Source organism: Lacrimispora sanguinis (assembly GCF_044987295.1).
Lineage (GTDB): Bacteria > Bacillota > Clostridia > Lachnospirales > Lachnospiraceae > Lacrimispora > Lacrimispora celerecrescens_B.
On the sequence record NZ_CP173277.1, the window covers coordinates 3,589,105 to 3,602,680 of the forward strand.

The 13,576-nt window shown below is 45.3% G+C and carries 14 protein-coding genes; all 14 read left to right on the top strand.

Annotated elements, in window-relative coordinates:
- Window positions 1-1,014, top strand: a complete 1,014-nt coding sequence (gene iolG / locus ACHZES_RS16700; RefSeq protein ID WP_154526400.1) for an inositol 2-dehydrogenase — start codon at window positions 1-3, stop codon at window positions 1,012-1,014.
- 25 nt (window positions 1,015-1,039) lie between these two features.
- The gene (locus tag ACHZES_RS16705; protein WP_395547070.1) at window positions 1,040-1,816 is read left to right on the top strand and encodes a 5-deoxy-glucuronate isomerase; all 777 of its coding nucleotides are present in this window, start codon (window positions 1,040-1,042) and stop codon (window positions 1,814-1,816) included.
- Between the two features lie 174 nt (window positions 1,817-1,990).
- Window positions 1,991-2,683 carry an MgtC/SapB family protein gene (locus ACHZES_RS16710; RefSeq protein WP_395547068.1) on the top strand — a complete coding sequence of 231 codons (693 nt, stop codon included), beginning with the start codon at window positions 1,991-1,993 and terminating at the stop codon, window positions 2,681-2,683.
- A 158-nt stretch (window positions 2,684-2,841) separates the two neighbouring features.
- Window positions 2,842-4,467, top strand: coding sequence for an ABC transporter substrate-binding protein (locus ACHZES_RS16715; protein WP_395547067.1), 1,626 nt, complete (start codon window positions 2,842-2,844; stop codon window positions 4,465-4,467).
- 123 nt (window positions 4,468-4,590) lie between these two features.
- Entirely contained in the window at window positions 4,591-5,544 is a 954-nt protein-coding gene (locus ACHZES_RS16720) for an ABC transporter permease (RefSeq protein WP_038284086.1), read from the top strand.
- A gap of 3 nt (window positions 5,545-5,547) precedes the next feature.
- Entirely contained in the window at window positions 5,548-6,435 is an 888-nt protein-coding gene (locus tag ACHZES_RS16725) for an ABC transporter permease (protein ID WP_084719808.1), read from the top strand.
- A 16-nt stretch (window positions 6,436-6,451) separates the two neighbouring features.
- Window positions 6,452-7,471, top strand: a complete 1,020-nt coding sequence (locus tag ACHZES_RS16730) for an ABC transporter ATP-binding protein (protein ID WP_038284087.1) — start codon at window positions 6,452-6,454, stop codon at window positions 7,469-7,471.
- Window position 7,472: 1 nt separating this feature from the next.
- Window positions 7,473-8,465, top strand: coding sequence for an ABC transporter ATP-binding protein (locus ACHZES_RS16735; protein WP_154526408.1), 993 nt, complete (start codon window positions 7,473-7,475; stop codon window positions 8,463-8,465).
- A 185-nt stretch (window positions 8,466-8,650) separates the two neighbouring features.
- On the top strand, window positions 8,651-9,382 hold the full coding sequence (locus tag ACHZES_RS16740; RefSeq protein ID WP_038284088.1) for an amino acid ABC transporter ATP-binding protein: 732 nt from the start codon (window positions 8,651-8,653) through the stop codon (window positions 9,380-9,382).
- A gap of 39 nt (window positions 9,383-9,421) precedes the next feature.
- Window positions 9,422-10,315 (top strand): transporter substrate-binding domain-containing protein, encoded by an 894-nt coding sequence (locus ACHZES_RS16745; RefSeq protein ID WP_038284089.1) that lies wholly within the window; start codon window positions 9,422-9,424, stop codon window positions 10,313-10,315.
- A gap of 24 nt (window positions 10,316-10,339) precedes the next feature.
- Complete coding sequence (locus ACHZES_RS16750; protein ID WP_038284090.1) at window positions 10,340-11,074, top strand: amino acid ABC transporter permease; 735 nt, start codon at window positions 10,340-10,342, stop codon at window positions 11,072-11,074.
- A complete protein-coding gene (locus ACHZES_RS16755; RefSeq protein ID WP_395547066.1) occupies window positions 11,068-11,730 on the top strand; it encodes an amino acid ABC transporter permease in 663 nt (220 codons plus the stop codon). Before ACHZES_RS16750 ends, ACHZES_RS16755 begins: the two co-directional genes overlap by 7 nt.
- A gap of 16 nt (window positions 11,731-11,746) precedes the next feature.
- Entirely contained in the window at window positions 11,747-12,346 is a 600-nt protein-coding gene (locus ACHZES_RS16760) for an AAA family ATPase (RefSeq protein ID WP_038284094.1), read from the top strand.
- A gap of 193 nt (window positions 12,347-12,539) precedes the next feature.
- Entirely contained in the window at window positions 12,540-13,469 is a 930-nt protein-coding gene (locus ACHZES_RS16765; protein WP_051835329.1) for a CorA family divalent cation transporter, read from the top strand.
- The last annotated feature ends 107 nt before the right edge of the window (window positions 13,470-13,576 follow it).

Here is a 13,576-nt window from a genome sequence, read left to right on the forward strand (position 1 = left end):
ATGGTAACTGTAGGAATTATAGGAGCAGGAAGAATCGGTAAGGTACATACAACAAGCATCTGCAACCTTGTTAAGAACGGAAAAATCAAGACCATTGCAGATCCATTTATGAATGAGGAAACAGAGAATTGGGCTAAAGGCATGGGAGTTCCTAATACAACGAAGGATTATAAGGAGATTTTAGCAGATCCGGAGATTGATGCCGTATTGATCTGCTCCTCCACAAACACGCATTCCCCTATTTCTGTTGAAGCCATTAAAGCAGGAAAGCATGTATTCTGTGAGAAACCCATTGATCACGATATTGAGAAGATCAAGGAAGTGATTGAAGCCTTAAAGGGTAGTAAGATAAAATATCAGGTAGGTTTTAACCGCCGCTTTGACCACAACTTTGAGGCAGTTAGAAATGCAGTTGCAGCCGGAAAGATCGGAGAGCCTCACATCATCAAAGTGACCTCCAGAGATCCTGAACCGCCAAGCGCAGAGTATGCAGCTGTATCCGGCGGTATGTTCTTAGACATGACCATTCATGATTTTGATATGGTTCGCTACTTAGCAGGCTGTGATGCAGAGGAGATCTACGTTCAGTCCGCAGTGCTTGTAGACCCGGCCATTGGGGAAGCAGGGGATGTGGATACCGCAGTTATTACTTTAAAGATGGAGAACGGAAGCATTGCAGTTATTGATAATTCCAGAAAGGCCGCTTACGGCTATGACCAGAGAGCAGAGGTGTTCGGCTCCAAGGGAATGGTTGCAACCTCCAATGATACGGAATCCAGCGCAGTATTAAGCACTGCCGATGGCGTTACCGGAGAAAAGCCCCTTTACTTCTTCTTAGAGCGCTATATGCAGTCCTTTGCAAAGGAAGTGAACTGCTTTATTGAAGCCATTGAGAATGATACCGATACTCCTCTTGGCGTAGTAGATGGATTAAAACCTGTGTTAATGGGCATTGCTGCCAAAAAATCCGTTCAGGAGCACAGACCTGTAAGGATTTCTGAAATCATGATGTAAGAGACAGACGGAGAAAGGAGCTGCCATGAGCGAATTATTCAGTTACCCGGAATTTGATCCCAAAGGAGTAAAACTCCTCACCAAAGCAGGGGATGGGGAAAATGATATGTTAATGGACATTGCCGTTTATGAGATGAAGGCAGGGGAGGAGCGATCCTTCTCCAGTCAGTCGGATGAGATGGTGGTCCTTCTCCTTACTGGGGAAATCCTGTTTTCCTGGGAAGAAAGGGAGGAACGGGGAAAACGGAGCAGCCTGATGGAAGAAGGGCCATATTGTCTTCACGTTTCAAAGGGCGTTTTGGTAAGTGTGACGGCAAAAGAGGATAGCCAGGTCTTAATCCAGTGCACCAGAAATGACAGGGAGTTTGGCAGCGTTTTCTATAAGCCGGAGGACTGTACCAATGATATTTTTGGTGAAGGGCTTTTGGATGGCAAGATGAAGCGGACGGTCCGCACCGTTTTCGACTACAACAATGCTCCCTATTCCAATATGGTAAACGGGGAAGTGATCAATCATCAGGGAGGCTGGTCCAGCTACACCCCTCATGAGCATCCTCAGCCTGAGGTTTATTATTACCGGTTTGAACGGCCAGAGGGCTTTGGCGCCTGCTTTATCGGAGAGGATGTCTTTAAAATCAAGGATGGAAGCTGTGCTGCCATTCCTGGCGGAAGGACCCATCCCCAGGTAACTGCCCCTGGATTCCCCATGTATTACTGCTGGATGATCCGGCACCTTCCGGATAATCCATGGACAACAAGGGTGGATGATCCCAGATATAACTGGATCAAAGAATTAAAATAAATTGATCGGCTGGAAAGCGCGGTGTTTTATTCCGGATAAAACACCGCGCTTTTGTTGTTTTCTGCAGATTTGGACATACAGATTCCTTACAGGGCTTTATGCAAACATGATGTACTCTGTCAGCATATTTTATAAGATATTGATGGATATTAATATCAGAAAAGAGGAGTAATCATGAGCCAGGTTTGGAAAGTACTGGGAGACCTTGTGGAAAGGTATGACCTTATCTACCAGACGGGTTTGTTTTTTAGAATTGTTGTTGCAGGGTTTTTAGGATATTTGATCGGTTATGAGAGAACGAATCGTTACAAAGGTGCGGGGATGAGAACCCATGCCATTGTGGCCATGGGAGCAGCTTTAATGATGGTGGTGTCCAAGTACGGGTTTCGGGATGTCCCCAATTTTGATGCTTCCAGGATCGCCTCCCAGATCGTATCAGGAATCGGCTTTCTTGGGGCAGGGGTCATCTTTGTTAAGAATCATTCTGTCAGTGGTTTAACCACTGCGGCAGGTATCTGGGCAACTGCGGGGGTGGGGATGGCAATTGGTGCAGGCGACTACTTTATGGGATGCGGAGCAGGTTTTTTTCTTATTTTTACCCAGATCCTCCTTCATGATGTACCGTTTCTGTCCAGGGAACCATTCCAAGGTGTCATTAAAATAACCACGAACCAATACGACAGCCTTATTACGGAGCTGCTTCATAATTTAAATGAAGAAAAAATCAAGGTTTTAAACATTAAAGTAGGTAAAACAAAGGATAATACTAAGGTGGAGCTTGATCTCCTTTATCCTGCGGGATACGGAAAAAATGACCTGATCATTAAATGGTCAAATGATAAGAGAATCAATTCCATCAGTGGGTAGCTTTGTTCAATCACCTTAAAGCATATAGAAAAAGTAGGAAATAATTTAAAAACAGTTGCAAAAGTTGCGGAAATATGTTTATAATGAATCTGACTTTTCCGACTGATAACCGGATACGGGATCAGGTATGATTAATGGAAAAATGAAAGGAGAAATGTATGAAGAAATTTTTTATGAAAAGTGCGGCATTCCTGTTGGCATCCGTCGTGGTGCTGGGAGGTCTTACCGCCTGCGGAGGAAAGGACCCGGTTGCAGATACCACAGCTGCCAATGACAGTTCTGCAAGCGGATCAAATGACGGAGCCGGACAAACGGCTGCAGGAGGGGAGAGCACATTTACGTATGCAATTGCAGGTGATCCGGGCGCTAATGTAAATGTAATTACAACAAGCGACCGTTTCGGCCTTATGACTATTAAAATGATCTATTCCCCGTTGTATATGTACAATGCAGATGGAATCAATTATTTTCTGGCAAAAAGTATAGACACCTCCGATGATAAACTGACCTATACCATGCACCTTCGTGATGATGTAAAGTGGTCGGATGGAGAGAAATTCACTGCCGATGACGTTGTCTTTACCTTTGAAGCCATGGCAGATGAGAAAAACGCAGGCTGGGCATATTCTCAGCTGGTATTCCCTGAAGGAGCAGTTAAGATCGAGAAGATCGATGACTATACGGTTTCCCTCACCATGCCTTTTGTTAACTCTGCTGCAATAGAGATGTTTTCCCAGATATTCATCATGCCAAAGCATATCTATGAAAATGTGGAGAACTTTGAAAACAATGACGTAAACACCAAGCCAGTTGGCACAGGACCTTATGTAATGGCAGAATACTCCCCAGGTTCCTATGTGAAATTCACGAAGAATGAGAATTACTTCTTAGGTGCTCCGTCCATTGATAATTTTGTATATCGGATCATTGAAAATGAAAATACAGCTATGACAGCCATTCAGAGCGGGGAAGTTAACGCTTGGATCGGTACTCCTGCGCAGGTGGCACAGATGAACCTGGAGGCAGCCAATCTGACTGTTTACCCATACCAGGAAGGCCGTGTGGGATATATGATGATAAATGCAAACCGCATAAAGGATGAAAACTTCAGGAAAGCGATCTTCTATGCTCTGGATAAAAAAGCCATTGCAGATGCAGCTCTCCTGGATCCCCAGTATTATGATCTGCCATGGAGCTTCATGCCTCCTAACAGCCAGTATTTTACAGAAGATGTGGAGAAATACGAACAGAATCTGGATAAATCCAAAGAGTTTCTTGCAGCTTCCGGAGTAACAAATCCGGAATTAACACTTGCCTATAATGCTTCCGACAGCCTTCAGTCCACCTCTGCCATTATGATACAGGAACAGCTTCAGAAGGCAGGAATTAAGGTTAATTTAACCGGCGTGGATGCGACTGCCCTCAGCCAGCAGATGAAGCAGGCTGATAATCCTTATGATATGTATTTTGGCGGCTATATCATGGGTATTGACCCGGATACGTTCTCAAGCTTATTTGAATCAGGTGCTCCTTACAATTATATGCATTACGACTATCCTGAGATGAATGACCTTTTTGCCCAGGGCCGGAAGGAAACAGATGATGCAAAGCGTAAAGAAATCTATACAACGATCCAGCAGAAACTGCAGGATACCGCTTGCTTCTATCCTTTGTATTCCAATAAACGCCTTCTTGTAGTATCCAAGAATGTATCAGGAATTGAAGAGTCAAAGCTGGTTCCTGTATATACCTTTGAAGACACTTCCAAACTACAGATGAAGTAATGATGACAGCAGATGCGTAAGCAGCAGAAATGGTGCGGCTTGGATCAGCTGTGAAGAGGAAAGGGTGTTCTGCTGCTGGAATCCTGCGGCAGACACCTCTTTCTATATATAAGGAGAAACCATATGGCGAAATATATAGTAAGACGAATATTAACAGCCATACCCATGGTCCTTTTAATCACAATTCTTTGTTTTGCTTTGATGCATTTTGCACCGTATAATGCCATTGATGCAATGACAACACCAAAGATGTCTCCGGAAACAATTGAATTGATTAAGGCCAAATATGGGTACGACAAGCCTCTGTTTATCCAGTATTTACGCTGGCTGAACGGAATATTGAACGGGAATTTCGGATATTCCATCGTAACCAAGCAAAGCATTGCCGGGGATCTTGCAGTTAGGATTCCAAACACCATAAAACTGGTTCTTCCTGCCTATGCAACCGCTTATATCCTGGCAATTATCCTGGGACTTTTGGCAGGCTCCCACAAGAATAAGGCAGCAGACAAAGTGATTGACGGAATCTCTTCCATAGCGATTGCCGTTCCTTCCTTCTGGTTTTCCATGCTTTTGATTTTTATCCTGGGTTATAAGCTAAAGCTTCTTCCCATTGTAGGAATGCATTCCGTAGGAAAGGAAGCTTCTATGGCGGATTTTCTAAGGCATTTTATTATGCCTTTTATCACACTTACCTTTACATTTTTACCGGCTAATGTTAAATTTGTCCGTTCTTCCACTGTCACCCAGTTTTCTGAGGATTATGTGCTGGTTCAGCGGGCCTTTGGTGCTTCCAGAGGGGAAATCATGTTTAAGCATGTCTGTAAGAACGTCCTGCTTCCCATTATTACAAGGCTTGGCATGGCTCTTCAGCTGCTGGTAACGGGAGCCATCATTACGGAAACCGTATTTGGGTGGCCGGGCGTCGGACCTTATTTTATCAAGGCGATCCAGGGCATGGATTATCCCATCGTCATGATCATTTTGGTTCTATCCTCTACCCTTGTGATTCTTGGCAACCTTCTGTCGGATATCCTATACTGTATCACGGATCCGCGAATCAGGGAAATGGGGTGACAGATGATGAAAAGAAACGAAGGTAACAAAAAGAAGAGCAGATCAGTAAGAGTAGACAGCGTACTGCTATCATTAAAGCATGATAAGGCAGCGGTTATTTCCCTGATTCTTTTGGGACTGATCATTTTATTTGCACTCATTGCGCCCTTTCTTCCTGTGGAACCGAATGCTACCAATATTGCAAACCGCCTTCAGCCTCCGTCTGCCGGACACTGGTTCGGAACTGATGAAGTTGGAAGAGATTATTTTGCCAGAGTGATCTACGGTGGACGGGTTTCCCTGATGGTTGGATTCCTGGCCATGCTTACAAGTCTTACCATCGGTGTGGCGGTGGGAACCATTGCCGGATTTTGCGGCGGGATGGTGGATATGGTTCTTATGCGTATCGTAGATGTCCTGTACTCGATTCCGTGGATGATCCTGGTTACCGTTGTCAGCATCTTTTTAAGACCAGGGTTAAAGTCCATCATTCTGGTTATTGGCTTTTTTACCTGGATGGAGATTGCCAGACTGGTGCGGGCCGAGACTCTTTCCCTTAAGGAAAGAGAATTCATCCTATATGCTGAGTTTTCCGGTGTGGGTATCTGGAAGATCATTATTAGCCATATCATACCTTCCGTATTTCCGACTATCATTGTATCGGCGACCACAAGCATGGCCAATGCAATTATGACAGAGTCTTCCTTAAGTTTCCTGGGAGTTGGTATCCAGCAGCCCATGTCTTCCTGGGGAAGTCTTTTACAAAACGCCCAGGGAACCATGCAAAATACCTTTTACATGGCGCTGATCCCGGGACTTCTGATCATTATAACGATCTTTGCTTTTAATAAGCTGGGAAATCTGCTCCGGGTTTTCGTGGAACCGAAAATTATGAACGACGAGAAAGAGTAAAGCGAGGAAACAGAAATTGGAAGAGATAAAGAAAAATGATGATAAAATCCTTTCTGCCCAAAATGTGCATACCACCTTTCGTACCCACGGGAAATCGGTAAAGGCGGTTCGCGGCGTAAGCTTTTATGCAGGATATCAGGAAATTCTGGCCGTTGTTGGGGAATCAGGCAGCGGCAAAAGTGTTCTGATGAAATCTATACTGGGCCTGATGCCGGAGAATGCAGAGGTCACTGCGGACCAGATTTTATTTATGGATAAGAACATACTTGAAATGACACCGGAACAGCAAAGGAAGATGAGGGGAAAAGAGATCGCCATGGTTTTTCAGGACCCCATGACGGCTTTAAATCCTTTAAGAACCATCGGCTTTCATCTGACAGAGGTGCTGAAACGCCATAGGGGTATGGATAAGCGTACCGCCCGGAAGGAAGCGATTGCAGTTTTGGAACAGGTGGGCATCTCCTCTCCGGAAAAGAGGCTGGACCAGTATCCGCATGAATTTTCCGGAGGTATGAGACAGAGGGTTCTGATTGCCATGGCCCTTTGCTGCCGGCCGAAGCTTCTGATCGCAGATGAGCCGACTACGGCTCTCGATGTTACCATTCAGGCTCAGATCCTGGAACTTTTGAAAAAGCTGCAGGATGAAACGGGAATGAGTATTATACTCATCACTCATGATCTGGGAGTAGTAGCAAGCTTAAGCCGCCGGATCATGGTTATGTATGGCGGACTTTTGATGGAAGAGGGGCTTACCGAAGAAATTTTTTATTCGCCAAAGCATCCCTATACCAGAGCTCTTCTTCAGGCAATCCCCAAACCTCAGGCGGGGGACCGGAAACGACTGGAGCCAATCCCGGGAATGGCACCGTCCTTAATAGATCCTCCGGATGGCTGTCCGTTTGCAGAGCGGTGTAAATTCGCCTGTGAACAATGTGAGAAGGGGATTCCCAAGTACCGGGTATATTCGGACACCCAGAGAGCCATGTGTATCTTTTCTGCTGAGGAACTGGATGCAAGGGAAAGGAAGGTGGATTAACATGGATAACAGGAACCAGGAAATCCTCCTGGAAGCCAGGGAGGTATGTAAATATTTTCCTGCCAAGGACTTTTTTGGCCGCAAGAAGGCAGAGGTAAAGGCAGTGGACGGCGTGAATCTTACCATCCGGAAAGGGGAAACCTTTGGACTGGTAGGAGAATCCGGCTGCGGAAAATCTACCTTAGGCCGGACCTTAATCCGCATGTACGATCCCACCAGCGGGTCTGTCCTGTTTAAGGGACAGGATATTACCAGGGTAAAGGGCAGTAAATTACTTCCGATCCACCGGCAGATGCAGATCATTTTCCAGGATCCCTATTCGGCCCTGGACCCTCATCACAATGTGCGGGAAATCATTGGAGAGTCCATGGCTGCGGTATCCGGCATAGCGGCAAGCGAGATGGATGGCAGAATCGAAGAAATGCTAAAAAAGGTTGGAATGAAACCGGATGACATGTACAAGTATGCTTATGAGTTCTCGGGAGGCCAGCGTCAGAGGATCGGAATTGCCAGGGCATTGGCGGTAGAACCGGAATTTTTGCTCTGTGATGAACCGATCTCGGCCCTGGATGTTTCCATTCAGGCCCAGGTAGTGAACATGTTAGAGGACTTACAGGAGGAAATGGGACTTACTTACCTGTTTGTAGCTCATGATCTGTCTATGGTACGCCATATTTCCACGCGGATCGGCGTTATGTATCTGGGCAGGCTGGTAGAAATCGCAGACAGCGATGAACTATATGAAAATCCCCTCCATCCGTACACAAAGGCGCTGCTTTCCGCTATCCCGGTGGCTGATCCACAGCTTTCCGCAAAATCAAAGCGTCTGATGCTTCAGGGAGAACTCCCAAGCCCCATGCATGTGCCTTCCGGCTGCCATTTCCATACAAGATGTATGTATGCCGAGGAAGGGTGCAGCAGGGAGGTTCCAGAGATGAAAGAGGTTTCCCCCGGACATTTTGTGGCATGCTCTTGTCTGCCAATTAAAGGATAAAACGAAAATAATCCTTGACTTTTCAAATAAAACTTTTTATAATAACAACAATTAAAAAAGACTAAGCAAAGGCGCTTAAGACATAAAAACTCTAAGGCGTCTTTTTGCATATTTTTAGGAAGAATTACAGAACGCCTTGTGTCCCAAAGACATAAGAAAAAAATAAGAGGAAAGGGGATGGAATTATGCCAGATATGGTGAAAGTTGAAAACTTAAAGAAGAACTTCGGAGATTTAGAGGTTTTAAAGGATATAAGCCTGACAGTAAAGGAGGGTGAAAAGCTGGTCATCATCGGACCCTCCGGATCAGGAAAGTCCACCTTTATCCGCTGCATCAACTACTTGGAGGAGCCCACCAGCGGAAAGATAACCGTGGCAGGCACGGAAGTGACAAAAAAGAACCATTTGGAAATGGCTAAAAAGTATTCCTCCATGGTCTTTCAGCAATTCAATTTATATCCCCATCTCACTGTCTTAGAAAATCTGACTTTAGCACCCATTAAGCTGCAGCATGTTCCCAAGGAAGAGGCAAAGAAGAATGCCATCAAATGCCTGGAACGAGTCGGCTTAAAAGAGAAAGCGGGGAATTATCCTGTTCAGCTTTCCGGAGGGCAGCAGCAGAGAGTGGCCATTGCCAGGGCTTTATGCACCAAACAGCCCTTAATACTCTTTGATGAACCAACCTCTGCACTGGATCCTGAGATGGTCCAGGAGGTTTTAAATGTTATGGTGGAGCTGGCTCATGAGAACATCACCATGATCTGTGTAACACACGAAATGGGCTTTGCGCGTCAGGTGGCAGACCGGGTGATCTTCATGGATGGAGGCTATATCCTGGAAGAGGGAACACCGGAACACTTTTTTGAATGTCCGGAACATGAGCGGACCAAAGCGTTTTTAAGCAAGATCCTTCACTAGGATGCTGTTTAAATAATATTAATGAGGAGGGAACCAATTATGATGAAGAAAATGTTATCACTAGCCCTGGCTTTTGCAGCTATGGCATCCTTAACCGCATGCGGTGCAAAGGCTCCGGAGGCTACCACAGCTGCTCCAGCAGAGACTACTGCAAAGGAAGGAACTGCGGCTGGCTCAGATGCAGCAGGTGGAAAAGCGGCAGCAGACGTACAGAAGATTATTGACCGTGGAGTTTTAAAGGTTGGCTGTAAGGCCGATATACCAAAGTTCAGCTTACAGAATACGGCTACCGGAGAGTATGAAGGCTTTGAGGATGACCTGGCTTATGAGATAGCCGGCTCCATCTTTGGCTGCACCGCAGATGAAGCAAAAGAAAAGAAGCTGGTAGAATTCCAGGGAGTTACCGCAAAGACTAGAGGACCTCTCTTAGAGAACGGTGAGATCGATCTTGTTATCGCTACTTTTACCATTACACCGGAAAGAAAAGAAACATATAACTTCTCTACCCCATATTTTACCGATGCGGTAGGACTTCTGGTTAATAAGAGTTCCGGGATCGAGTCCATCGAAGATCTGGATGGCAAGATCATCGGCGTTGCCCAGTCCTCTACGACAAAGGACGGTTTTAAGAAATATGTTGATGAAAAGGGATACAAAGTAAATCCTCAGTTCCAGGAGTTTGACGGTTATCCGGCACTGGCTCAGGCGCTGGCAACCAATCAGATCGACTGCTTCTCCGTTGACCGTGCGATTCTGGCCGGCTATTTGAATGACGGAAACCAGATCTTACAGGACCGCTTCGCGGAACAGGATTATGGTGTGGCAGCAGCAAAAGAGAATGCAGGGCTTGCAGCTCTTGTTGATGAAAAAGTGACTACCATGCTTTCTGACGGTTCTCTTATGACCCTTCAGGACAAATGGGGCTTGCAGTAAACCCTTATGTAAAGGATAGATGACATGATAAAAGGTCTTTTTGATGCAAAACGATGGAATGCCCTGTTTCAGGCATTTCCCGAATATTATATACCGGGCTTTCTTATGACCCTTAAAATATCACTTGTGGGGCTGGCCGTTGCGCTGGTCCTGGGAGTGATATTTGGTATGTTCTCCACGGCTAAATTTAAGCCATTAAGGATAATTTCACGAATTTATGTGGAATTCATACAGAATACGCCTCTGGCCTTGCAGGTATTATGCTATTATTCCGTGCTGCCTATGATATTTTCCAGCTCAGGTTTCAGGATTCCCAAGTTCGTCCTGGGCGTGATCGGAGTGGGTGTCTATCATGGTGCCTATATATCAGAGGTCATAAGGACCGGAATCGAAGCCATACCAAAAGGCCAGTCTGAGGCAGCTTCGTCTCAGGGCTTTTCCTATCTGGAAACCATGTATCATATCATTCTGCCTCAAACCATAAAGATTATCATGCCGCCTCTTGCGAATCAGGCACTTAATCTGGTGAAGAATACCTCCATTCTGGCTATGGTGGCCGGTATGGATCTTATGTACTTTACGGATTCCTGGGGAGCTGACCGGGGATACTTTGCTCAGGCGTATTTTACAAGCGCCGTGATGTACTTTATCATCTGTTTCCCACTGGCAAGGCTGGCCCGCTATCTGGAAATCAGATCCATGCGGCTGCCTGTAGCAAAAACGCTTGATATTAAGGCAGATGAGGAGGCAGCATGTTAGAATTATTTCATCAGATATTTACACCGGCCAATGTGACTTTCATGCTGAAGGGGTTGAGAATGACGGTCATGATCGCTGTTCTTGCCACCGTAATCAGTACATTTTTCGGAACGATCCTGGCACTTATCAGGACCTATTCGTCAGGAAAATGGAAGTGGGCAGGAGGACTCGTGGCCGCCTATACCGAATTTTTCCGCTGCACACCCAATCTTTTGTGGATACTCTGGATCTATTTCACAGTGAAGGGGAATAAGGTAGGAGTATCAGTATTTGCGATTTCCCTTTTCACCTCAGCGGTCATGGCTGAAATATTCCGAGGAGGCTTAAACTCCATTCCTATAGGGCAGTTTGAGGGAGCCCGATCCCAGGGATTCAGCTTTGTAGAGACTCTTATATTTATCGTGCTTCCCCAGATGTATAAGAAGGTGCTTCCGGCGTTGCTCAGCCAGGTAATCACCATCATCAAGGACACTTCCTTCTTAAAGATGGTGGACGTGGCGGAATTTATGAGAAACTGCTCCGTTGTTCTTGGAAGCATATACGATGTCAGAGGCATGCTGCTTCTGTTCGGATTTGAAGCTCTCTGCTATTTTACCATCTGCTTTGCCCTTAGCTGTGCGGTGAGGGGATATCAGAAAACCATTGTGACCGGTTAGGGAGGAACATATTGATATGGAAAAGTTTACTATTACCATTACCCGTGAATTCGGTAGCCTGGGGCGTTCCATTGCCAAGGAGCTATCCAGAGAGCTGGGAGTGGAATTCTATGACCGTGATATTGTGGAGGAGGTTGCAAAGCAATTGAACCTTCCTGTCTCCACGGTCAGCGATGAGGAAGAAAAATCAAAGCATAGCTTTCTGCCACGCATGTTTCCTTTGGGGACGGACGAGACTTATATCCAGGATATCATTTTTGATGTTCAAAAAGGTATTATTCTGGATCTGGCCAGAAAGTCCAGCTGCATCCTGGTGGGAAGATGCTCAGATTATCTGCTTGAAAAGGAAAAGAACAACATCAATATATTCGTTTATGCACCTTATGAAAAAAGGCTGGAAAACTGTGTGAACACTCTTGGCATGACTGAGAGTGAAGCGAAACGGATGATCGTGTCCGTAGACAAAGCCAGAAATGCTTATCATAAAAAATACGCCGGCTACCTGCCAGGTGATCCGGAGCACAAGAACCTGATGATCGACTCTTCCCTTCTTGGGGTCACGGGGACTGCAAAGCTGATTGCAGAGATCGTGAACCAGCTGTATGGAGAATCATAATAATAGGAAGCTTTTTATTAAAACAGGCCTTTTTGGTGAAGCTTGGGCGATGCTCCGGTTTTTCACTGAAATGGCCTGTTTTGTTGACATGAAAGAAAACCAGGGATAGAATTGGATAGGAGAACAGGCTGGCAGGGATTGGGTGAGGTAGCCTGACCGCCTGATAAATATACATCGGCAGGAGGAAAGAAACGTGCGTTATCGAATAAAGAAACGGCTGGTTCCCGTGGGAGCGGATGAGGTGGTTCCGGAAGGGGAGGCCCTTGTTGAGATCATGAGCAAGGAAGAATACTGGAAAGCATATCATACGAAGTATCAGGACCATTTATTGATGAAAAACCTGGAAAGGGCGCAGTATTGCAGGGCAGACTTATTAAAGGACTGTGTCATTGGAACTCTTGTTATTCCTGTTAAAAAGGAACTTTTAGGCAGACCTATGGTATTTGGCTATTATATGGACCAAAGCCGGCTGATCTTTCTTGATGACAGCGGGGAAGTGGGAAAAATACTGAAAGAGATGGAACGGAACCAGATCTTTGATAAGACTTGTGTTTCTCATATACTTTTTGAATTCCTGGAATATCAGGTAAAGGATGAAATTGAATTTTTACAGAAGTATGAGGAAAAGCTGGCAGCAATGGAAGACCGGATCATGAGTGGAAAAAGAGAGCGGAGCGATGTTCCGGGAGCCATATTAAGGGCGAGGAAGGAACTGGCAAAGATTTCTTCCTATTATGGACAACTCTTAAATGTCAGCCAGACCTTGATGGAAAATTATAATGGGCTATTAAAGGATGAAGAGTGTGTTCTGTTCCATCTGTTTTCGGGCCGTATGGCAAGGCTTACAGAGCATGGTAAGGAATTAAGGGAATATGCCCTGCAGATCCGGGAAATGTATCAGGTGCATATAGATATGAAACAGAACCATGTGCTGTCCTTTCTCACCATGGTCACCGTTATTTTCATGCCTCTTACGCTGATTGCCGGCTGGTATGGCATGAATTTTAAAAATATGCCGGAACTTAACTGGAATTATGGCTATCAGGTTTGTGTGGCGGCCAGCGTTATTATTATACTGATAGAGATATGGTATTTTAATAAGAACGGCTGGTTAAAAAGATAGGAGATCATAGAAAATGGTAATTATTTCCTATTAAAAAGATGCAGGAAATTCAAGTCATTGCCCTTGACACTCAAAAAAAAATCTGCTATAGTATATCTTTGTGTGAA